Here is a 22,048-nt window from a genome sequence, read left to right as displayed (position 1 = left end):
GCCCTCTCACTCAGCCGGAGCCGTGAGCCAGGCGTCGATCCCGGAGAGAAGCTTCTCCTTGACGTCCCGGGGCGCAGCCGATCCCCGTACCGACTGCCGTGCCAGTTCGGCCAGTTCCGCATCCGTGAAACCGTGATGGCGGCGCGCGATCTCGTACTGGGCGGCCAGGCGCGAGCCGAAGAGAAGGGGATCGTCCGCACCGAGTGCCATAGGAACCCCGGCTTCGAAAAGCGTGCGCAAGGGGACGTCCTCCGGCTTTTCGTACACCCCTAGGGCCACGTTCGACGCCGGGCACACCTCACACGTCACCCCACGGTCCGCGAGCCGCTTCAGCAGACGCGGGTCCTCGGCCGCCCGCACCCCGTGCCCGACCCGCGACGCCTCCAGGTCGTCCAGGCAGTCGCGCACCGACGCGGGACCCGTCAGCTCGCCGCCGTGCGGAGCGGCCAGCAGCCCGCCCTCACGCGCGATGGCGAAGGCCCGGTCGAAGTCCCGTGCCATGCCCCGGCGTTCGTCGTTGGAGAGCCCGAAGCCGACGATGCCGCGGTCCGCGTACCGCACGGCCAGACGGGCCAGCGTGCGGGCGTCCAGCGGGTGCTTCATACGGTTCGCGGCCACCAGGACCCGCATCCCGAGCCCGGTCTCGCGCACGGCCGAGTCCACCGCGTCCAGGATGACCTCCAGGGCCGGAATCAGCCCGCCCAGGCGAGGCGCGTACGACGTCGGATCGACCTGGATCTCCAGCCAGCCGGAGCCGTCCCTGAGGTCCTCCTCGGCAGCTTCGCGCACCAGCCGCTGAATGTCCTCGGGCTCTCTGAGGCACGACCGCGCCGCGTCGTACAGCCGCTGGAAACGGAACCAGCCCCGCTCGTCCGTGGCCCGCAGCTTCGGCGGCTCGCCGCTGGTCAGCGCGTCGGGAAGATGGATCCCGTGCTTGTCGGCCAGTTCCAGCAGGGTGGTGATCCGCATCGACCCGGTGAAGTGCAGGTGCAGATGGGCTTTCGGCAACTCAGAGACATCACGTACGTGCTGCATCCCAAGATCCTGCCGTACGTCGCTGTCGAGTCGGTAGCGCTTTCCCCGAACGTGGTCTTGCTCGCACTGAGAAGCGGGCCGCCTCCCCAAAGGAAAGCGACCCGCACACGCGCGTGGAGCACGAAAACAAAAACAACGCCCCTAGGACGTACAAAAACTCAGGCCCGTGCCTCCGCCAGCAGCTTCTGCATCCGGGAGACACCCTCGACGAGGTCCTCGTCCCCGAGCGCGTACGAAAGCCGCAGGTAACCCGGAGTGCCGAAGGCCTCGCCCGGGACGACCGCGACCTCGACCTCCTCCAGGATCAGGGCGGCCAGCTCGACCGTGTCCTTCGGGCGCTTGCCGCGGATCTCCTTGCCGATGAGGGCCTTCACGGAGGGGTACGCGTAGAAGGCGCCCTCGGGCTCGGGGCAGACGACGCCGTCGATCTCGTTCAGCATCCGCACAATGGTCTTGCGGCGCCGGTCGAAGGCCTCACGCATCTTGGCGACGGCCTCCAGGTCGCCCGAGACGGCGGCGAGCGCGGCGATCTGCGCCACGTTCGACACATTGGAGGTGGCGTGCGACTGGAGGTTCGTCGCGGCCTTCACCACATCCTTCGGGCCGATGATCCAGCCAACGCGCCAACCCGTCATCGCGTACGTCTTCGCCACACCGTTGACCACGACGCACTTGTCGCGCAGCTCGGGCAGGAGGGCCGGCAGCGACACGGAAGCGGCGTCTCCGTAGACGAGGTGCTCGTAGATCTCGTCCGTCATCACCCACAGGCCGTGCTCGACGGCCCAGCGGCCGATGGCCTCGGTATCGGCCCGGTTGTAGACGGCGCCGGTCGGGTTGGACGGGGACACGAAGAGGACGACCTTGGTCTTCTCTGTACGGGCCGCCTCCAGCTGCTCGACCGAGACGCGGTAGCCGGTGGTCTCGTCGGCGACGACCTCGACCGGGACGCCGCCGGCGAGGCGGATCGACTCCGGGTACGTCGTCCAGTAGGGAGCCGGGACGATCACCTCGTCGCCCGGGTCGAGGATCGCGGCGAACGCCTCGTAGATGGCCTGCTTGCCGCCGTTGGTCACCAGGATCTGCGAGACCTCGGGTTCGTAGCCGGAGTCGCGCAGCGTCTTGGCGGCGATCGCGGCCTTCAGCTCGGGAAGGCCACCGGCCGGCGTGTAGCGGTGGTACTTCGGGTTCTTGCACGCCTCGATGGCGGCCTCGACGATGTAGTCCGGCGTCGGGAAGTCGGGCTCACCGGCGCCGAAGCCGATCACCGGACGTCCGGCGGCCTTCAGGGCCTTGGCCTTGGCGTCCACGGCGAGGGTGGCGGACTCGGAGATCGCACCGACTCGGGCGGAGACCCGGCGCTCGGTGGGAGGGGTTGCAGCGCTCATGGGCCCATCGTTCCAGACCCGAAACGTCCACGGCACACGGGTTTCACAGACTGAGCGGGCCCCGCCAAGGCCCGTACGGGCGCTTTCTGTTCGACGACCGGCCGCCGACCACGTACACTCTCACCTCGTTGGCCTTCACCGGCCGCACGCACCGGGTGCACACCGAGCACCCGGACGGATGCGGTACGTTGAAGGGAAACAAAGGGTCGTAGCTCAATTGGTAGAGCACTGGTCTCCAAAACCAGCGGTTGGGGGTTCAAGTCCCTCCGGCCCTGCTACACACTCCTTTCGTCAGGATGTGTGCGCATGTACGTACTGCAATGCACCCGCCGTGCGGCTCAACCGGGCGCGGCACGGCCACGACCCGGAATCAGGTGAGGACGAGTGACGGACGCCGTGGGCTCCATCGACATGCCTGATGCCCAGGATGAGGTGCCGGAGTCCAAGAAGAAGGGCCGCAAGGGCGGCAAGCGTGCCAAGAAGGGCCCGCTGAAGCGCCTCGCCCTCTTCTACCGCCAGATCGTCGCGGAACTCCGCAAGGTTGTCTGGCCGACTCGCAGTCAGCTGACGACATACACCACTGTGGTGATCGTCTTCGTTGTGATCATGATCGGTCTGGTGACTGTGATTGACTTTGGACTCGACAAGGCGGCCAAGTACGTCTTTGGCTGAGCCAAGCGCGAAGGGCGCCGTACCCGGCGCCCCCTTTCGCGTGTTCCACCCCCATGTATCCAGGAAGAAGCAGCCACCGTGTCTGACCCGAACCTGAACGACGCCATCGAGTCGGCGGAGTCCGTTGAGGACGAGCTCGACATCGTCGAGGCTGCGGACGCTGAGAAGAACGTCGAGAACACCGACCACACTGAGAACACCGAAGACGCTGCCCTGACCGAGGCCGCCGAAGCCGAGGACGCGTCGAGCGAGGACGCGGCCGTCGCCGAGGAAGCCACGGAAGAAGTCCTGGAGGAAGCCGAGGCCGCGGAGGAAGAGGCCGAGCCGGTCGACCCGGTCACCGCCCTCCGTGAGGAGCTTCAGGGACTGCCCGGCGAGTGGTACGTCATCCACACCTACGCCGGTTACGAGAAGCGCGTGAAGGCCAACCTGGAGCAGCGCGCCGTCTCGCTGAACGTCGAGGACTTCATCTATCAGGCCGAGGTCCCCGAGGAAGAGATCGTCCAGATCAAGAACGGCGAGCGCAAGAACGTCCGGCAGAACAAGCTGCCCGGTTACGTTCTCGTCCGCATGGATCTGACGAACGAGTCCTGGGGCGTCGTCCGCAACACGCCCGGTGTCACCGGCTTCGTGGGCAACGCCTACGACCCGTACCCGCTGACCCTGGACGAGATCGTCAAGATGCTCGCCCCGGAGGCCGAGGAGAAGGCCGCGCGTGAGGCCGCGGAGGCCGAGGGTAAGCCGGCTCCGGCCCGCAAGATGGAGGTCCAGGTACTGGACTTCGAGGTCGGCGACTCGGTCACCGTCACCGACGGCCCGTTCGCGACGCTCCAGGCGACCATCAACGAGATCAACGCCGACTCGAAGAAGGTCAAGGGCCTCGTCGAGATCTTCGGCCGCGAGACCCCGGTCGAGTTGTCCTTCGACCAGATTCAGAAGAACTAGCTCCTCGGAGCCTTCTGAAACACCAAGTTCCGTCCAGGTCAGACCGGCTTTCACAGTTGGTCTGACCTGCTCGGTTTCAGGCTGCGCCACGTTGCCCGTTATCGTGGTGCGGTTGCCTTCGTGGCAACACGACAAGGAAGTCCAGAAAGAGGACCCGGAATGCCTCCCAAGAAGAAGAAGGTCACGGGGCTGATCAAGCTCCAGATCCAGGCCGGTGCCGCCAACCCGGCTCCGCCGGTCGGCCCGGCGCTGGGCCAGCACGGCGTCAACATCATGGAGTTCTGCAAGGCCTACAACGCCGCGACCGAGTCGCAGCGTGGTTCGGTGATCCCGGTGGAGATCACGGTCTACGACGACCGCTCTTTCACCTTCATCACCAAGACGCCGCCGGCCGCCAAGATGATCCTCAAGGCCGCGGGCGTACAGAAGGGCTCCGGCGAGCCGCACAAGACCAAGGTCGCCAAGATCACCCAGGCGCAGGTCCGTGAGATCGCCACCACCAAGATGCCCGACCTGAACGCGAACGACCTGGACGCCGCGGCGAAGATCATCGCCGGTACCGCCCGTTCCATGGGCATCACGGTCGAGGGCTGACCTCCACCATCCGTAAGGCCTGTGCGGCGACAGCCGCATCCGGGCACGTGGAAGGGCCTGCTCGGCCCGGACCACGACTCCTTTAGAAGACATCAGGAGCAGCAGTGAGCAAGCGCAGCAAGTCTCTCCGCGCTGCGGACGCCAAGATCGACCGGGAGAAGCTGTACGCCCCGCTCGAGGCCGTGCGTCTCGCCAAGGAGACCTCCACCACGAAGTTCGACGGCACCGTCGAGGTCGCCTTCCGCCTGGGCGTTGACCCGCGCAAGGCCGACCAGATGGTCCGTGGCACCGTCAACCTCCCGCACGGCACCGGTAAGACCGCCCGGGTCCTGGTCTTCGCGACCGGTGACCGTGCCGAGGCCGCGACCGCCGCGGGCGCCGACATCGTCGGCTCCGACGAGCTGATCGACGAGGTGTCGAAGGGCCGTCTGGACTTCGACGCCGTCGTCGCCACCCCGGACCTCATGGGCAAGGTCGGCCGCCTCGGCCGGGTCCTCGGCCCGCGTGGTCTGATGCCGAACCCGAAGACCGGCACCGTGACCCCGGACGTGGCCAAGGCCGTGACCGAGATCAAGGGCGGCAAGATCGAGTTCCGCGTCGACAAGCACTCGAACCTGCACTTCATCATCGGCAAGGCGTCTTTCGACGACACCAAGCTGGTGGAGAACTATGGCGCCGCGCTGGACGAGATCCTCCGTCTGAAGCCGTCCGCCGCGAAGGGCCGGTACATCAGGAAGGCCGCCATCACCACCACGATGGGCCCCGGCATTCCGGTCGACCCGAACCGCACCCGCAACCTCCTCGCCGAGGAGGACCGGGCAGCCGTCTGAGTCCGACGCTCACCCGGCAGTCGCGTACGCGTTCTTGTCAGCGGGCCCCGCAACCTTTCGAGGTGCGGGGCCCGTCCCTTTGGTGGATGTGGATTTCTTGAGCCGGGTGTCAGTGGCCTGCGCTGGCGTGCGGGGCACAGGAATCTCATGGGGGCGGGACGAATGAAGAGCACGAGCGTGCGCCGCGTGAGCCTGGCGATCGCGGTGGTGGCCTGTAGCGGCTCGGACTCCGGCCAGGGCTCGGGGGACGACGACAAGGTGGACGTCGCGGATCTCGCTGTGCGGAACTCGAGCCTCACCGAGGATCAACCGGCCGACTTGAAGCGGCAGTTGCAGCAGGCCGGGATCACCACCGAGAGGGTCGACATCTGGGTCAACGATGACGATCTGCTGGTGAAGAAGGTCGAGAAGGGGGAGCTGGCGAGCGGGCCGCTGTCCTCCACGGCGTACTACAGCGACTACGGGGTGGAGGTCTCCGCGGAGGAGCCGCCGGCTGCCGACACCGCGGACTTCAAGGATCTGGTGGGGACTCAGCCGGCGGCGTGAACGCTCCGCTGGGGCCCCTAAGCGGTCTCGGGGAGGTGAGGCACGCCCCCACGCCGCCCGGCACGGCACCTCGCCGCACTGCCGCATCACCCAAGTACGTCCAGTACGAGGGCGATGCGGCAGCACGCCGATGCACCGCACCGGACGACGCGGAAACGCACCCCACCTCCCCGAGACCGCTTAGGGGCGCAGGCGTCCCGCCCGACCGCCGGCGGATTTGCTTGACACTCGGCCGGTCGCGTACGCTTCCCCGGAAGCCAAAGACCGCTGGTCGTTGCCGTGTGCTCGTACGAGGACATGGTGGCCGAAGGATCCGCTGAACTGCGGACGGCCCGCGCAGGTGACTGTGGAAGAGCTCCCGTGTCCGTAAGGACGTCCGGTCGAGTTCACGCCCCGTGCGCCTGCGCCGGGGCGTTTCGTTTTGAAGACGAGCCCCTTCCTCGCGTGCCTGATTCAGGCGGTCCGGCGACGTGCGGCTGATCGAGAGGTCAGTCGAGGATCATCACCCCGGAAGGAGGCCGAGGCTCATGGCGACGTCCGACAAGGTCGCAGCCGTTGAAGAGATCACGACGAAGCTGCGTGACTCCAATGCCGCTGTCGTCACTTCGTACACCGGACTGACCGTGGCGCAGCTCCAGGAGCTGCGCCGTTCTCTCGGCGAGAACGCTCAGTACCGAGTGGTGAAGAACACGCTGACCCAGATCGCGGCCAAGCAGGCCGGGGTCGAGCTGGACGAGCACCTCGAGGGCTCGACCGCTGTTGCCTTCGTGACCGGTGACCCGGTCGTGGCGGCGAAGGGTCTGCGTGACTTCGCCAAGAACAACCCCTCTCTCGTCATCAAGGGCGGTGTCCTTGAGGGCAAGGCGTTGTCCGCCGACGAGATCAAGAAGCTTGCGGACCTCGAGTCCCGCGAGGTTCTGCTCGCCAAGCTGGCAGGTGCCATGAAGGCCAAGCCGTCCCAGGCTGCCGCGGTCTTCCAGGCGCTTCCCTCGAAGTTCGTCCGCACCGCGGAGGCGCTTCGTGCCAAGAAGGCCGAGCAGGGCGGTGCCGAGTAATTCGGCTCGCACATTGACCGCGGTCTCAAGGCAGCAGTCCTGAGGCGACGGTCGAAGCGGGCCCAACGTACGCCCGCCGACATGTACATCCGGCACCAGCCGATTTAGTGGAAGGATCGCCCATCATGGCGAAGCTCAGCCAGGAAGACCTGCTCGCGCAGTTCGAGGAGATGACCCTCATCGAGCTCTCCGAGTTCGTGAAGGCGTTCGAGGACAAGTTCGACGTCACCGCTGCCGCCCCGGCCGCCGTCGTCGCCGCCGGTGGCCCGGCCGCCCCGGCCGCCGAGGCCGAGCCTGAGCAGGACGAGTTCGACGTCATCCTCACGGGTGCCGGCGACAAGAAGATCCAGGTCATCAAGGTCGTGCGTGAGCTGACCTCCCTGGGTCTGAAGGAGGCCAAGGACCTCGTGGACGGCGCTCCGAAGGCCGTCCTCGAGAAGGTCGCCAAGGAAGCCGCCGACAAGGCCGCCGAGTCCCTCAAGGGCGCCGGCGCCTCCGTCGAGGTCAAGTAAGTCTCCACATGCGGCTACGGCCGCGCGGCGACTTCCGTGACCACGGCTCTCCCGTAGGGCTGTAACGCGGACGCACTGAGGAGCGATCACCCAGTTGGGTGGTCGCTCTTCGGCGTTCGAGGGGGTGCCGTGGCGGCTGCCTTGCGCTGTAGGTCGCGGTGGGTATGGTGATCTTCGTAGTGCCTCCCGCCGCCCCGGTGACGGGCAGCAGACCGGGCTGCAAGTGACGATGGCAGCATCCGGTTTGGGCATGGGGGGCCTTGACGAACCGCACGCAGCGCGCAATTCTCAGGACGCGTCGTCACAACGATCCGGATCCGAGGCATGGATCGACGGCGAAGAGGGAAGTATCGAGGTGCATTGAGGGCGTGGCTTGCAGCAGGGGTTGAGAACAACGAGGGTCTTCAAAAACCCGCACTGGACATCAGTGGGCCTAGTGGCTACACTGACCCTTTGCGCTGCCTGTTAGCTGCCTCCTGCCCGTCACCAGGGGCATGCCCTCGCTTGAGCACTGTGGATTGAAACGGCTCTGACCTGGCCTTCTTTGGCTGATTCAGGAAACGTCTGTCTCTGTGCCCGGCTTGGGACCGGTACGCGCGTAGTGAGTCCGAGCCCTCGGAAGGACCCCCTCTTGGCCGCCTCGCGCACTGCCTCGACCGCGAATACGAACAACGGCGCCAGCACTGCCCCGCTGCGCATCTCCTTTGCAAAGATCAAGGAGCCCCTCGAGGTTCCGAACCTTCTTGCGCTGCAAACCGAGAGCTTCGACTGGCTGCTCGGTAACGACGCGTGGAAGGCTCGTGTCGAGGCGGCTCTGGAAAGCGGACAGGACGTCCCCACCAAGTCCGGCCTGGAGGAGATCTTCGAGGAGATCTCTCCGATCGAGGACTTCTCCGGGTCGATGTCGCTGACCTTCCGCGACCACCGTTTCGAGCCTCCGAAGAACTCCATCGACGAGTGCAAGGAGCGCGACTTCACGTACGCCGCCCCGCTCTTCGTCACCGCTGAGTTCACCAACAACGAGACCGGCGAGATCAAGTCCCAGACCGTCTTCATGGGCGACTTCCCGCTCATGACCGGCAAGGGCACCTTCGTCATCAACGGCACCGAGCGTGTCGTGGTGTCGCAGCTGGTCCGTTCGCCGGGTGTCTACTTCGATTCCTCCATCGACAAGACGTCCGACAAGGACATCTTCTCCGCGAAGGTCATCCCGTCCCGGGGTGCCTGGCTGGAGATGGAGATCGACAAGCGCGACATGGTCGGTGTGCGCATCGACCGCAAGCGCAAGCAGTCCGTGACCGTTCTGCTCAAGGCTCTCGGTTGGACAACCGAGCAGATCCTCGAGGAGTTCGGCGAGTACGAGTCCATGCGCGCCACCCTGGAGAAGGATCACACCCAGGGCCAGGACGACGCACTGCTCGACATCTACCGCAAGCTGCGTCCGGGCGAGCCCCCGACCCGTGAGGCCGCGCAGACGCTGCTCGAGAACCTCTACTTCAACCCGAAGCGTTACGACCTCGCCAAGGTCGGCCGCTACAAGGTCAACAAGAAGCTGGGCGGCGACGCCCCGCTGGACGCCGGGATCCTGACCGTCGAGGACATCATCTCGACGATCAAGTACCTGGTGAAGCTGCACGCCGGTGAGACCGAGACCGTCATGGGTGAAAACGGCACGTCGATCGTCGTCGAGACCGACGACATCGACCACTTCGGCAACCGTCGTCTGCGTAACGTCGGCGAGCTCATCCAGAACCAGGTCCGTACGGGTCTGGCGCGTATGGAGCGCGTCGTGCGTGAGCGCATGACCACCCAGGACGTCGAGGCGATCACGCCGCAGACGCTGATCAACATCCGGCCGGTCGTCGCCTCCATCAAGGAGTTCTTCGGCACCAGCCAGCTGTCGCAGTTCATGGACCAGAACAACCCGTTGTCGGGTCTCACCCACAAGCGCCGTCTGTCGGCACTTGGCCCGGGTGGTCTCTCCCGTGAGCGGGCCGGCTTCGAGGTCCGTGACGTGCACCCCTCGCACTACGGCCGCATGTGCCCGATCGAGACCCCTGAAGGCCCGAACATCGGCCTGATCGGCTCGCTCGCCTCGTACGGCCGGGTCAACGCCTTCGGCTTCGTCGAGACGCCGTACCGCCGGGTCACCGACGGTTTCGTCACCGACGAGGTCGACTACCTGACCGCCGACGAGGAGGACCGCTTCGTCATCGCGCAGGCCAACGCGCCGCTGTCGGACGACATGCGGTTCGAGGAGTCCCGCGTGCTGGTTCGCCGCCGTGGCGGCGAGGTCGACTACGTCCCCGGTGACGACGTCGACTACATGGACGTCTCCCCGCGCCAGATGGTGTCGGTCGCGACCGCCATGATCCCGTTCCTCGAGCACGACGACGCCAACCGTGCCCTCATGGGCGCGAACATGATGCGTCAGGCCGTGCCGCTGATCACCGCCGAGGCCCCCCTCGTCGGTACGGGCATGGAGTACCGCTGCGCCGTCGACGCCGGTGACGTCATCAAGGCCGAGAAGGCGGGTGTGGTCCAGGAGGTCTCCGCGGACTACATCACCGTCGCCAACGACGACGGTACGTACACCACGTACCGCGTCGCGAAGTTCTCCCGTTCCAACCAGGGCACCTCGGTCAACCAGAAGGTTGTCGTCGACGAGGGCGACCGGGTCGTCGAGCACCAGGTGCTCGCCGATGGGCCGGCCACCCAGGAAGGCGAGATGGCGCTGGGCAAGAACCTGCTCGTCGCCTTCATGCCCTGGGAGGGCCACAACTACGAGGACGCGATCATCCTGTCGCAGCGCCTCGTGCAGGACGACGTCCTCTCCTCGATCCACATCGAGGAGCACGAGGTCGACGCCCGTGACACCAAGCTCGGCCCCGAGGAGATCACCCGGGACATCCCGAACGTCTCCGAGGAGGTCCTCGCCGACCTCGACGAGCGCGGCATCATCCGTATCGGTGCCGAGGTCGTCGCCGGCGACATCCTTGTCGGCAAGGTCACGCCCAAGGGTGAGACCGAGCTGACGCCGGAGGAGCGCCTGCTCCGTGCGATCTTCGGTGAGAAGGCGCGCGAGGTGCGCGACACCTCGCTGAAGGTGCCGCACGGTGAGATCGGCAAGGTCATCGGCGTCCGCGTCTTCGACCGCGAGGAGGGCGACGAGCTTCCCCCCGGTGTGAACCAGCTGGTGCGCGTGTACGTGGCGCAGAAGCGCAAGATCACCGACGGTGACAAGCTCGCCGGCCGTCACGGCAACAAGGGCGTCATCTCGAAGATCCTGCCGATCGAGGACATGCCGTTCCTGGAGGACGGCACCCCGGTCGACATCATCCTCAACCCGCTGGGTGTGCCGTCCCGAATGAACCCGGGGCAGGTTCTGGAGATCCACCTCGGCTGGCTCGCCAGCCAGGGCTGGGACGTCTCCGGACTCGCCGACGAGTGGGCGCAGCGCCTCCAGGTCATCGGCGCCGACCAGGTCGACCCGCGTACGAACGTGGCGACCCCGGTCTTCGACGGTGCCCGCGAGGACGAGCTGGCCGGTCTGCTGGAGCACACCGTCCCGAACCGCGACGGCGACCGCATGGTCCTCCCGTCCGGCAAGGCGCGGCTGTTCGACGGCCGCTCCGGCGAGCCGTTCCCCGAGCCGATCTCGGTCGGCTACATGTACATCCTCAAGCTGCACCACCTGGTCGACGACAAGCTCCACGCCCGCTCGACCGGTCCGTACTCGATGATCACCCAGCAGCCGCTGGGTGGTAAGGCCCAGTTCGGTGGCCAGCGGTTCGGCGAGATGGAGGTGTGGGCGCTGGAGGCTTATGGCGCCGCGTACGCCCTCCAGGAGCTGCTGACCATCAAGTCCGACGACGTCACCGGCCGCGTGAAGGTCTACGAGGCCATCGTCAAGGGCGAGAACATCCCCGAGCCCGGCATCCCCGAGTCCTTCAAGGTGCTCATCAAGGAGATGCAGTCGCTCTGCCTCAACGTGGAGGTGCTGTCCTCGGACGGTATGTCCATCGAGATGCGCGACACGGACGAGGACGTCTTCCGCGCCGCGGAGGAGCTCGGTATCGACCTGTCCCGGCGCGAGCCGAGCAGCGTCGAAGAGGTCTGACGGGTCTGGCCGGGGCTCCCTGAACCAGAGCCCCGGCTAACCCCGGACCCCAGTCAGACCAGTGAAGAATCGACCCCGAAAGAGGGATTGACGACCAGTGCTCGACGTCAACTTCTTCGACGAGCTGCGGATCGGCCTCGCTACCGCTGACGACATTCGTCAGTGGTCCCACGGTGAGGTCAAGAAGCCGGAGACCATCAACTACCGCACTCTCAAGCCCGAAAAGGACGGACTCTTCTGCGAGAAGATCTTCGGTCCGACCCGGGACTGGGAGTGCTACTGCGGCAAGTACAAGCGTGTCCGCTTCAAGGGCATCATCTGCGAGCGCTGCGGCGTCGAGGTCACTCGCGCCAAGGTGCGTCGTGAGCGGATGGGCCACATTGAACTGGCCGCGCCCGTCACCCACATCTGGTACTTCAAGGGCGTTCCGTCGAGGCTCGGCTACCTCCTCGACCTCGCCCCGAAGGACCTCGAGAAGGTCATCTACTTCGCCGCGTACATGATCACGTACGTGGACGAGGAGCGCCGTACGCGCGACCTGCCCTCGCTGGAGGCGCACGTCTCCGTGGAGCGTCAGCAGGTCGAGAACCGTCGCGACGCCGACCTCGAGGCCCGCGCCAAGAAGCTCGAGACCGACCTGGCCGAGCTGGAGGCCGAGGGCGCCAAGGCCGACGTACGCCGCAAGGTGCGCGAAGGTGCCGAGCGGGAGATGAAGCAGCTGCGTGACCGTGCGCAGCGCGAGATCGACCGTCTCGACGAGGTGTGGACGCGCTTCAAGAACCTCAAGGTCCAGGACCTGGAGGGCGACGAGCTCCTCTACCGCGAGCTGCGTGACCGCTTCGGCACGTACTTCGACGGCTCCATGGGTGCGGCTGCCCTGCAGAAGCGCCTGGAGTCCTTCGACCTGGAGGAGGAGGCCGAGCGCCTCCGCGAGATCATCCGTACCGGCAAGGGCCAGAAGAAGACCCGTGCGCTGAAGCGGCTGAAGGTCGTCTCTGCCTTCCTGCAGACCTCCAACAGCCCCAAGGGCATGGTCCTCGACTGCGTGCCGGTCATCCCGCCGGACCTGCGTCCGATGGTGCAGCTGGACGGTGGCCGCTTCGCGACCTCCGACCTGAACGACCTGTACCGCCGTGTGATCAACCGCAACAACCGTCTGAAGAGGCTTCTCGACCTCGGCGCGCCCGAGATCATCGTCAACAACGAGAAGCGCATGCTTCAGGAGGCTGTTGACGCCCTCTTCGACAACGGCCGTCGTGGTCGCCCGGTGACCGGTCCCGGTAACCGCCCCCTGAAGTCCCTCAGCGACATGCTGAAGGGCAAGCAGGGCCGCTTCCGGCAGAACCTGCTCGGTAAGCGAGTCGACTACTCGGCGCGTTCCGTGATCGTCGTCGGTCCGCAGCTGAAGCTGCACCAGTGCGGTCTGCCGAAGGCGATGGCGCTGGAGCTCTTCAAGCCGTTCGTGATGAAGCGGCTGGTGGACCTCAACCACGCGCAGAACATCAAGAGCGCGAAGCGCATGGTGGAGCGCGGCCGTACGGTCGTGTACGACGTCCTCGAAGAGGTCATCGCCGAGCACCCGGTTCTGCTGAACCGTGCGCCCACCCTGCACCGCCTCGGCATCCAGGCCTTCGAGCCGCAGCTGGTCGAGGGCAAGGCCATCCAGATCCACCCGCTCGTCTGCACCGCGTTCAACGCGGACTTCGACGGTGACCAGATGGCCGTGCACCTGCCGCTGTCCGCGGAGGCGCAGGCCGAGGCCCGCATCCTGATGCTGTCCTCGAACAACATCCTCAAGCCCGCTGACGGCCGTCCGGTGACGATGCCGACCCAGGACATGGTCCTCGGTCTGTTCTTCCTCACCACCGACGGCGAGATGCGGGACGTCAAGGGCGAGGGCCGGTCCTTCGGCTCCGCCGCCGAGGCGATCATGGCGTTCGACGCGGGCGAGCTCTCGCTCCAGTCGAGGGTCGACATCCGCTTCCCCGTCGGCACCATCCCGCCCCGCGGGTGGACGCCGCCGGCGCGGGAAGAGGGCGAGCCGGAGTGGCAGCAGGGTGACAGCTTCCGGCTGAAGACCACGCTCGGACGTGCGCTCTTCAACGAGCTGCTGCCCGAGGACTACCCGTTCGTCGACTACGAGGTCGGCAAGAAGCAGCTCTCCGAGATCGTCAACGACCTCGCCGAGCGCTACCCCAAGGTCATCGTGGCGGCGACGCTCGACAACCTGAAGGCTGCCGGCTTCTTCTGGGCGACCCGTTCCGGCGTCACCGTGGCCATCTCCGACGTCGTCGTTCCCGAGGCGAAGAAGGAGATCGTCAAGGGTTACGAGGCGCAGGACGAGAAGGTCCAGAAGCAGTACGAGCGCGGTCTGATCACCAAGGACGAGCGCACGCAGGAGCTCATCGCGATCTGGACCAAGGCGACCAACGAGGTCGCCGAGGCGATGAACGACAACTTCCCGAAGACCAACCCGATCTTCATGATGGTGAACTCGGGCGCCCGAGGGAACATGATGCAGATGCGTCAGATCGCCGGTATGCGCGGTCTGGTGTCGAACGCCAAGAACGAGACGATCCCGCGTCCCATCAAGGCGTCGTTCCGTGAGGGTCTGTCCGTGCTGGAGTACTTCATCTCCACGCACGGTGCCCGTAAGGGTCTGGCGGACACCGCTCTGCGTACCGCCGACTCGGGTTACCTCACCCGTCGTCTGGTCGACGTCTCGCAGGACGTCATCATCCGCGAGGAGGACTGCGGCACCGACCGTGGCCTGCGTCTGCGGATCGCGGACCGGGGCGCCGACGGTGTCCTGCGCAAGGCGGACAACGTCGAGACCAGCGTGTACGCACGTGCGCTGGCCGAGGACATCGTCGCCGACGGCAGGGTGCTGGCCCCGGCCAACACCGACCTGGGCGACGTCCTCATCGACGAGCTGGTGAAGTACGGCATCGAGGAGGTCAAGACCCGCTCGGTCCTGACCTGCGAGTCCGCCGTCGGCACCTGCGCCATGTGCTACGGCCGTTCGCTGGCCACCGGCAAGCTGGTCGACATCGGTGAGGCGGTCGGCATCATCGCCGCCCAGTCCATCGGTGAGCCCGGCACGCAGCTGACGATGCGTACCTTCCACACCGGTGGTGTGGCCGGTGACGACATCACCCAGGGTCTGCCCCGTGTCGTCGAGCTCTTCGAGGCTCGTACGCCCAAGGGTGTCGCCCCGATCTCCGAGGCCTCCGGCCGCGTACGGATCGAGGAGACCGAGAAGACCAAGAAGCTCGTCGTGACCCCGGACGACGGCAGCGACGAGACGGCGTACCCGATCTCGAAGCGCGCCAAGCTCCAGGTGCGCGAGGGCGACCACGTCGAGGTGGGCCAGAAGCTCACCTACGGTGCCACCAACCCGCACGACGTGCTGCGCATCCTCGGTCAGCGGGCCGTTCAGGTCCACCTGGTCGGCGAGGTGCAGAAGGTCTACAACTCGCAGGGTGTGTCGATCCACGACAAGCACATCGAGATCATCATCCGGCAGATGCTCCGCCGGGTGACGATCATCGAGTCCGGCGACGCCGAGCTGCTGCCCGGCGAGCTCGTGGAGCGCTCGAAGTTCGAGACCGAGAACCGTCGTGTGGTCCAGGAAGGCGGCCACCCGGCCTCCGGCCGTCCGCAGCTGATGGGTATCACCAAGGCCTCCCTCGCCACCGAGTCGTGGCTGTCGGCGGCGTCCTTCCAGGAGACGACCAGGGTCCTCACGGACGCGGCGATCAACGCCAAGTCCGACTCCCTGATCGGCCTCAAGGAGAACGTCATCATCGGTAAGCTCATCCCGGCCGGTACGGGCCTGTCCCGCTACCGCAACATCCGGGTCGAGCCGACCGAGGAGGCCAAGGCCGCGATGTACTCGGCCGTCGGCTACGACGACATCGACTACTCGCCGTTCGGCACGGGCTCCGGCCAGGCCGTTCCGCTGGAGGACTACGACTACGGTCCGTACAACCAGTAAGCGGGTCGCTTGAGTTGAAGGGCGGTCACTCCGTTTCGTACGGGGTGGCCGCCCTTCGGCGTGCTTCTCGCCCGCCGACACCGAGTCCGCCGATGCCGATTTGAAACGGAAGTGCGGGCCAGGGAACCGATGCCGATATTGACGCGTTGGAGGATGATGGAGGCATTCAGCCCCGGGGGAGGTGTCCGTGTCGTACCCATCGCAGTGGCAGCCGTGGCAGGGCCAGGGCAGTAGTCCGCAGCCCTGGCAGGGCCAGAACGGCTCGTCGATGCTGGCCTCCCACGCCGACAGAGAGCGCGCAGTCGACGTGCTCAGAGCGGGCTTCGGCGAGGGACGCCTGCAGCAGGCCGAGCTCGAGAAGCGCATCGCAAGGGCCTACGAGGCCCGCACGGTCGGCGAGTTGGCCCTGCTCGTCGCCGACCTGCCACAGGGCCCCATGCCCGTGCCCATGGCCGCCTCGGCGCCCGTGCCGCGGACCTTCCTGCCCGCACAGCCGCCGCCCACCAACGGCAAGGCGGTCGGTTCCATGGTCTGTGGTGTGCTCACCACGATGACCTTCGGTGTCACCGGCCTGCCCGCGGTGATCCTGGGTCATACGGCACGCGCCGAGATACGCCGCACCGGCGAGAGCGGCGAGGGTTTCGCGATGGCCGGACTCATCCTCGGCTGGCTGTCCGTGGCGGGCTGGGCGCTGTTCCTGATGATCATGATCGCGGCTTCGGCCTCGGGCGCCTGACGGCCGGTTCCCTGCCTGCGCCCATTTGTTTTGACCGCAGCGTATGAGGTAGGTACGCTCAGACCTTGTGCCTGGGGTGTGCCCTGGCTTCCGTGCGTGCCTTCAGACCGCAACGGGAACCGTCACCGGCCACCGTAATCTGCGCCCTTTCTGCCTTGCGGCGGGAGTCTGCAGCATTCGACACACCCGACCGCGTGGGTCGGCAACGTTCCAGGTTAGCTTCACCATTCGGCACACAGAAACCGGAGAAGTAGTGCCTACGATCCAGCAGCTGGTCCGGAAGGGCCGGCAGGACAAGGTCGAGAAGAACAAGACGCCCGCACTCGAGGGTTCGCCCCAGCGTCGCGGCGTCTGCACGCGTGTGTTCACGACCACCCCGAAGAAGCCGAACTCGGCCCTGCGTAAGGTCGCGCGTGTGCGTCTGACCAGCGGGATCGAAGTCACCGCTTACATTCCGGGTGAGGGACACAACCTGCAGGAGCACTCCATCGTGCTCGTGCGCGGCGGCCGTGTGAAGGACCTGCCGGGTGTTCGCTACAAGATCATCCGTGGCTCGCTCGACACCCAGGGTGTCAAGAACCGCAAGCAGGCCCGCAGCCGCTACGGCGCCAAGAAGGAGAAGTAAGAATGCCTCGTAAGGGCCCCGCCCCGAAGCGCCCGGTCATCATTGACCCGGTCTACGGTTCTCCTCTGGTGACCTCCCTCATCAACAAGGTGCTGCTGAACGGCAAGCGCTCCACCGCCGAGCGCATCGTCTACGGCGCCATGGAGGGTCTGCGTGAGAAGACGGGCAATGACCCGGTCATCACGCTGAAGCGCGCGCTGGAGAACATCAAGCCGACCCTCGAGGTCAAGTCCCGCCGTGTCGGTGGCGCCACCTACCAGGTTCCGATCGAGGTCAAGCCCGGTCGTGCCAACACCCTGGCGCTGCGCTGGCTGGTCGGTTACTCCCGCGCCCGTCGCGAGAAGACCATGACCGAGCGTCTGCTCAACGAGCTTCTCGACGCCTCCAACGGCCTTGGTGCCGCTGTGAAGAAGCGCGAGGACACCCACAAGATGGCTGAGTCCAACAAGGCCTTCGCGCACTACCGCTGGTAGTCGCTACCCACATCGAGACCGAGAGAAGACCGAAGCCTTATGGCTACCACTTCACTTGACCTGGCCAGGGTCCGCAACATCGGGATCATGGCCCACATCGACGCGGGCAAGACGACCACCACCGAGCGGATCCTGTTCTACACCGGCGTCTCCTACAAGATCGGTGAGGTCCACGACGGCGCTGCCACCATGGACTGGATGGAGCAGGAGCAGGAGCGTGGCATCACGATCACCTCCGCTGCCACCACCTGTCACTGGCCGCTGGACAACGACGACTACACCATCAACATCATCGACACCCCGGGTCACGTCGACTTCACCGTCGAGGTGGAGCGCTCGCTGCGCGTGCTCGACGGTGCCGTGACGGTGTTCGACGGCGTCGCCGGTGTCGAGCCGCAGTCCGAGACGGTGTGGCGTCAGGCCGACCGTTACGGCGTGCCGCGCATCTGCTTCGTCAACAAGCTGGACCGTACCGGCGCCGAGTTCCACCGTTGCGTGGACATGATCTCGGACCGTCTGGGCGCCCAGCCGATCGTCATGCAGCTGCCGATCGGTGCCGAGGCCGACTTCAAGGGCGTTGTGGACCTGGTCCGCATGAAGGCGCTCGTGTGGTCCGCCGAGGCGGCGAAGGGCGAGATGTACGACACCGTCGACATCCCGGCCACGCACGCCGAGGCCGCCGAGGAGTGGCGCGGCAAGCTGCTCGAGGCCGTCGCGGAGAACGACGAAGAGATCATGGAGCTGTACCTGGAGGGCCAGGAGCCCACCGAGGAGCAGCTGTACGCCGCGATCCGTCGCATCACCATCGCGTCCGGCAAGTCCAACGACACCACGGTCACCCCGGTGTTCTGTGGCACCGCGTTCAAGAACAAGGGCGTACAGCCCCTGCTCGACGCGGTCGTGCGCTACCTCCCGACTCCGCTCGACGTCGAGGCCATCGAGGGCCACGACGTCAAGGACCCGGAGCTGGTCGTCAAGCGCAAGCCGTCCGACGACGAGCCGCTGTCCGCCCTTGCGTTCAAGATCATGAGCGACCCGCACCTGGGCAAGCTCACCTTCGTCCGGGTTTACTCGGGCCGCCTGGAGACCGGCACCGCGGTGCTGAACCCGGTCAAGGGCAAGAAGGAGCGCATCGGCAAGATCTACCGTATGCACGCGAACAAGCGTGAGGAGATCGCGGCGGTGGGCGCCGGCGACATCGTCGCCGTGATGGGCCTGAAGCAGACCACCACCGGTGAGACGCTGTGCGACGACAAGCAGCCGGTGATCCTGGAGTCCATGGACTTCCCGGCGCCGGTCATCCAGGTCGCCATCGAGCCCAAGTCCAAGGGTGACCAGGAGAAGCTGGGTGTCGCCATCCAGCGTCTCGCGGAGGAGGACCCCTCCTTCCAGGTCCACTCGGACGAGGAGACCGGCCAGACCATCATCGGCGGCATGGGCGAGCTGCACCTCGAGGTGCTGGTCGACCGCATGAAGCGCGAGTTCAAGGTCGAGGCCAACGTCGGCAAGCCGCAGGTGGCCTACCGCGAGACGATCCGCAAGGCCGTCGAGCGTGTGGACTACACGCACAAGAAGCAGACTGGCGGTACCGGCCAGTTCGCCAAGGTGCAGATCGCGATCGAGCCGATCGAGGGCGGCGACGCCTCGTACGAGTTCGTGAACAAGGTGACCGGTGGTCGCATCCCGAAGGAGTACATCCCTTCGGTCGACGCCGGTGCGCAGGAGGCCATGCAGTTCGGCATCCTCGCGGGCTACGAGATGACGGGCGTTCGCGTCACGCTCATCGACGGCGCCTACCACGAGGTCGACTCCTCCGAGCTCGCGTTCAAGATCGCCGGTTCGCAGGCCTTCAAGGAGGCCGCGCGCAAGGCCAGCCCCGTACTGCTCGAGCCGATGATGTCCGTCGAGGTCACCACGCCCGAGGACTACATGGGCGAGGTCATCGGTGACATCAACTCCCGACGTGGTCAGATCGAGGCCATGGAGGAGCGTGCCGGTGCCCGCGTCGTCAAGGGCCTGGTTCCGCTGTCGGAGATGTTCGGCTACGTCGGCGACCTCCGCAGCAAGACATCGGGTCGCGCGAGCTACTCGATGCAGTTCGACTCCTACGCCGAGGTTCCCCGGAACGTCGCCGAGGAGATCATCGCGAAGGCCAAGGGCGAGTAACTCACCCGAGTTCACGCCTTAGGCTTGACTCCGGAGCTTGCTGGGGCATTCCGTCACCATCGTGGCTGGAGTGCCCCGGGCCCCGGCTTTCCAGCAAAGATCACCTGGCGCCGATGAGTAAGGCGTACAGAACCACTCCACAGGAGGACCCCAGTGGCGAAGGCGAAGTTCGAGCGGACTAAGCCGCACGTCAACATCGGCACCATCGGTCACATCGACCACGGTAAGACGACCCTCACGGCCGCCATTACCAAGGTGCTGCATGACGCGTACCCGGACCTGAACGAGGCCTCGGCCTTCGACCAGATCGACAAGGCTCCTGAGGAGCGCCAGCGCGGTATCACCATCTCCATCGCGCACGTCGAGTACCAGACGGAGACGCGTCACTACGCGCACGTCGACTGCCCCGGTCACGCGGACTACATCAAGAACATGATCACGGGCGCGGCCCAGATGGACGGCGCCATCCTCGTGGTCGCCGCCACCGACGGCCCGATGCCGCAGACCAAGGAGCACGTGCTCCTGGCCCGCCAGGTCGGCGTTCCCTACATCGTCGTCGCCCTGAACAAGGCCGACATGGTGGACGACGAGGAGATCCTGGAGCTCGTCGAGCTCGAGGTGCGTGAGCTGCTCTCCGAGTACGAGTTCCCGGGCGACGACCTGCCGGTCGTCAAGGTCTCGGCGCTCAAGGCTCTCGAGGGTGACAAGGAGTGGGGCAACTCCGTCCTCGAGCTGATGAAGGCCGTCGACGAGGCGATCCCGCAGCCCGAGCGTGACGTCGACAAGCCGTTCCTGATGCCGATCGAGGACGTCTTCACGATCACCGGTCGTGGCACCGTCGTCACCGGTCGTATCGAGCGTGGTGTCCTCAAGGTCAACGAGACCGTTGACATCGTGGGCATCAAGCAGGAGAAGACCACCACCACGGTCACCGGCATCGAGATGTTCCGCAAGCTGCTCGACGAGGGCCAGGCCGGTGAGAACGTCGGTCTGCTGCTTCGTGGCATCAAGCGCGAGGACGTCGAGCGCGGCCAGGTCATCATCAAGCCGGGCTCGGTCACCCCGCACACCGAGTTCGAGGCGCAGGCGTACATCCTGTCCAAGGACGAGGGTGGCCGCCACACGCCGTTCTTCAACAACTACCGTCCGCAGTTCTACTTCCGTACGACTGACGTGACCGGTGTTGTGACCCTCCCCGAGGGCACGGAGATGGTCATGCCGGGCGACAACACTGAGATGAAGGTCGAGCTCATCCAGCCCGTCGCCATGGAAGAGGGCCTGAAGTTCGCCATCCGTGAGGGTGGCCGGACCGTGGGCGCCGGCCAGGTCACCAAGATCAACAAGTGAGCTTGTTGACTTGACCTGGTAGCTCAGCGAGCTGCTGAAAGGGCCCGTACGACTTCGGTCGTACGGGCCCTTTTGCTGCTGCTGGGGTTGCTGTTCTGGGGCGGCTGGAGAAGCCGTTGCATTCGCTGACGCGGCATCGGCATCTGTGGCCGGTGTCCGGCTCAGCGGCTGACGGCGATATTCCTTTGGAAGCGCTCATGCAGCGCGATACCGACCGAGACCGAGACATTGAGGGACTCGGTGGAATCGATCATCGGGATGGAAACCGTTGTGGCGGACGTCTTCTTGAACAATTCGGAAGGGCCGCCCTTCTCGCTGCCGAACAACAGGGCCAGCCGGTCCTGGTTGCCGCCGAGGTCTTTGACGGTGAGTTCACCGCCCGCTTCGAACGCCATCAACGGCATTCCGCTGTCGTGGACGAAGGCGGCCGCTTCCTCGCGACTGGCGAGAACGACGGGAAGGGAGAAGACGTAGCCCCGGCTGGCCCTCAGCAGACGCCGGTCGGCGATGCTGGTGAGATCGCTGTCGACCAGGACGATTCCCGAGGCCCCCATCGCGAGGGAAGTCCGCACGATCGCGCCGATGTTCCCGACGATCTTCACGCCGTCGAGAACGACGACGTCTCCGCCGCGCTCCGCGATGTCACTGAACCGAGCCGGCCGGGGGACGCGTGCGATACCGAATGTCTTGGCCTTTCGCTCCCCTTTGAACAGCTGATTGACGATCGACGATTCAACGAGGCGGACCGGCACATTTCGCTGCCGGCACAGGTCGAGCAGTTCGGGAGAGAACGGAATGCTGTCGCTGCCGTACACCTCGATGAATTCCACCCCCGCTGCCAGGCATTGCATAAGGGGTTCGGTGTCCTCGATCAATACCGTCTTGATGCTGGATCTCGACGGCTTGGTGACGTCGAGAATTCGCTGCATCGCGGGATCGGAAAGGGAAGTGATGGTGGCCAGCTCGTTCATGTGCCGATCCTAACAGCGCTGTGTAACGGCGAATATCGA

At 65.9% G+C, this 22,048-nt stretch carries 17 protein-coding genes and 1 tRNA gene; 15 read left to right on the top strand and 3 right to left on the bottom strand.

From position 1 onward, the window contains the following. Positions 1–6 precede the first annotated feature (6 nt). Together ACYVO6_RS21395 and ACYVO6_RS21390 are read right to left on the bottom strand one after the other, a co-directional pair. Positions 7–1,035, bottom strand: a complete 1,029-nt coding sequence (locus ACYVO6_RS21395) for an adenosine deaminase (RefSeq protein ID WP_461063386.1) — start codon at positions 1,033–1,035, stop codon at positions 7–9. A gap of 158 nt (positions 1,036–1,193) precedes the next feature. Then, positions 1,194–2,420 (bottom strand): pyridoxal phosphate-dependent aminotransferase, encoded by a 1,227-nt coding sequence (locus ACYVO6_RS21390; protein WP_461063383.1) that lies wholly within the window; start codon positions 2,418–2,420, stop codon positions 1,194–1,196. A gap of 202 nt (positions 2,421–2,622) precedes the next feature. Between ACYVO6_RS21390 and ACYVO6_RS21385 the strand changes: the two genes are divergently transcribed. The 15 genes from ACYVO6_RS21385 to tuf all read left to right on the top strand — a co-directional run bounded on the left by ACYVO6_RS21385 (position 2,623) and on the right by tuf (position 21,038). Next, positions 2,623–2,695: transfer RNA gene (locus ACYVO6_RS21385), tRNA-Trp, on the top strand. A 109-nt stretch (positions 2,696–2,804) separates the two neighbouring features. Further along, positions 2,805–3,092: a preprotein translocase subunit SecE gene (secE, locus tag ACYVO6_RS21380; RefSeq protein WP_165261552.1), complete on the top strand. Its 288-nt coding sequence runs from the start codon at positions 2,805–2,807 to the stop codon at positions 3,090–3,092. A gap of 78 nt (positions 3,093–3,170) precedes the next feature. Next, complete coding sequence (gene nusG / locus ACYVO6_RS21375; protein ID WP_461063381.1) at positions 3,171–4,037, top strand: transcription termination/antitermination protein NusG; 867 nt, start codon at positions 3,171–3,173, stop codon at positions 4,035–4,037. 159 nt (positions 4,038–4,196) lie between these two features. Beyond that, entirely contained in the window at positions 4,197–4,631 is a 435-nt protein-coding gene (rplK, locus tag ACYVO6_RS21370; protein ID WP_033319614.1) for a 50S ribosomal protein L11, read from the top strand. A gap of 104 nt (positions 4,632–4,735) precedes the next feature. After that, positions 4,736–5,461 carry a 50S ribosomal protein L1 gene (gene rplA, locus ACYVO6_RS21365; RefSeq protein ID WP_461063378.1) on the top strand — a complete coding sequence of 242 codons (726 nt, stop codon included), beginning with the start codon at positions 4,736–4,738 and terminating at the stop codon, positions 5,459–5,461. Positions 5,462–5,623: 162 nt separating this feature from the next. After that, positions 5,624–6,007 (top strand): hypothetical protein, encoded by a 384-nt coding sequence (locus tag ACYVO6_RS21360; RefSeq protein WP_461063376.1) that lies wholly within the window; start codon positions 5,624–5,626, stop codon positions 6,005–6,007. A gap of 527 nt (positions 6,008–6,534) precedes the next feature. Continuing rightward, on the top strand, positions 6,535–7,062 hold the full coding sequence (gene rplJ / locus ACYVO6_RS21355; RefSeq protein WP_033319616.1) for a 50S ribosomal protein L10: 528 nt from the start codon (positions 6,535–6,537) through the stop codon (positions 7,060–7,062). A gap of 125 nt (positions 7,063–7,187) precedes the next feature. Continuing rightward, positions 7,188–7,574, top strand: coding sequence for a 50S ribosomal protein L7/L12 (rplL, locus tag ACYVO6_RS21350; RefSeq protein WP_461063374.1), 387 nt, complete (start codon positions 7,188–7,190; stop codon positions 7,572–7,574). 631 nt (positions 7,575–8,205) lie between these two features. Next, the gene (gene rpoB / locus ACYVO6_RS21345; protein ID WP_461063372.1) at positions 8,206–11,694 is read left to right on the top strand and encodes a DNA-directed RNA polymerase subunit beta; all 3,489 of its coding nucleotides are present in this window, start codon (positions 8,206–8,208) and stop codon (positions 11,692–11,694) included. A 97-nt stretch (positions 11,695–11,791) separates the two neighbouring features. Beyond that, a complete protein-coding gene (locus ACYVO6_RS21340; RefSeq protein WP_461063370.1) occupies positions 11,792–15,691 on the top strand; it encodes a DNA-directed RNA polymerase subunit beta' in 3,900 nt (1,299 codons plus the stop codon). Between the two features lie 187 nt (positions 15,692–15,878). Further along, positions 15,879–16,427: a DUF1707 and DUF4190 domain-containing protein gene (locus ACYVO6_RS21335; protein ID WP_461063368.1), complete on the top strand. Its 549-nt coding sequence runs from the start codon at positions 15,879–15,881 to the stop codon at positions 16,425–16,427. A 253-nt stretch (positions 16,428–16,680) separates the two neighbouring features. Continuing rightward, positions 16,681–17,052: a 30S ribosomal protein S12 gene (rpsL, locus tag ACYVO6_RS21330; RefSeq protein WP_003948652.1), complete on the top strand. Its 372-nt coding sequence runs from the start codon at positions 16,681–16,683 to the stop codon at positions 17,050–17,052. Positions 17,053–17,054: 2 nt separating this feature from the next. Further along, the gene (gene rpsG / locus ACYVO6_RS21325) at positions 17,055–17,525 is read left to right on the top strand and encodes a 30S ribosomal protein S7 (protein ID WP_003974303.1); all 471 of its coding nucleotides are present in this window, start codon (positions 17,055–17,057) and stop codon (positions 17,523–17,525) included. A gap of 39 nt (positions 17,526–17,564) precedes the next feature. Then, positions 17,565–19,691: an elongation factor G gene (gene fusA, locus ACYVO6_RS21320; RefSeq protein ID WP_461063366.1), complete on the top strand. Its 2,127-nt coding sequence runs from the start codon at positions 17,565–17,567 to the stop codon at positions 19,689–19,691. A gap of 153 nt (positions 19,692–19,844) precedes the next feature. Next, complete coding sequence (tuf, locus tag ACYVO6_RS21315; RefSeq protein ID WP_033319627.1) at positions 19,845–21,038, top strand: elongation factor Tu; 1,194 nt, start codon at positions 19,845–19,847, stop codon at positions 21,036–21,038. A gap of 161 nt (positions 21,039–21,199) precedes the next feature. Here tuf and nshR read toward each other — a convergent pair whose 3' ends face one another. Beyond that, the gene (gene nshR, locus ACYVO6_RS21310) at positions 21,200–22,009 is read right to left on the bottom strand and encodes an NshR/TsnR family 23S rRNA methyltransferase (RefSeq protein WP_461063363.1); all 810 of its coding nucleotides are present in this window, start codon (positions 22,007–22,009) and stop codon (positions 21,200–21,202) included. Positions 22,010–22,048: the final 39 nt, after the last annotated feature.

Source organism: Streptomyces pseudoechinosporeus (assembly GCF_054783935.1).
The sequence above is the reverse complement of the archived record's forward strand: the minus strand, read 5'-3'. Positions and strand labels throughout refer to the sequence as shown.

Excerpts from the sequence above, each read along its gene's own strand:
- rplJ (WP_033319616.1), top strand. The coding sequence starts at position 6,535 with ATGGCGACGTCCGACAAGGTCGCAGCCGTTGAAGAGATCACGACGAAG.
- rplK (WP_033319614.1), top strand. The coding sequence starts at position 4,197 with ATGCCTCCCAAGAAGAAGAAGGTCACGGGGCTGATCAAGCTCCAGATC.
- rpsG (WP_003974303.1), top strand. The coding sequence starts at position 17,055 with ATGCCTCGTAAGGGCCCCGCCCCGAAGCGCCCGGTCATCATTGACCCG.
- fusA (WP_461063366.1), top strand. The coding sequence starts at position 17,565 with ATGGCTACCACTTCACTTGACCTGGCCAGGGTCCGCAACATCGGGATC.
- ACYVO6_RS21395 (WP_461063386.1), bottom strand. The coding sequence starts at position 1,035 with ATGCAGCACGTACGTGATGTCTCTGAGTTGCCGAAAGCCCATCTGCAC.
- nshR (WP_461063363.1), bottom strand. The coding sequence starts at position 22,009 with ATGAACGAGCTGGCCACCATCACTTCCCTTTCCGATCCCGCGATGCAG.
- ACYVO6_RS21360 (WP_461063376.1), top strand. The coding sequence starts at position 5,624 with ATGAAGAGCACGAGCGTGCGCCGCGTGAGCCTGGCGATCGCGGTGGTG.
- rplL (WP_461063374.1), top strand. The coding sequence starts at position 7,188 with ATGGCGAAGCTCAGCCAGGAAGACCTGCTCGCGCAGTTCGAGGAGATG.
- ACYVO6_RS21390 (WP_461063383.1), bottom strand. The coding sequence starts at position 2,420 with ATGAGCGCTGCAACCCCTCCCACCGAGCGCCGGGTCTCCGCCCGAGTC.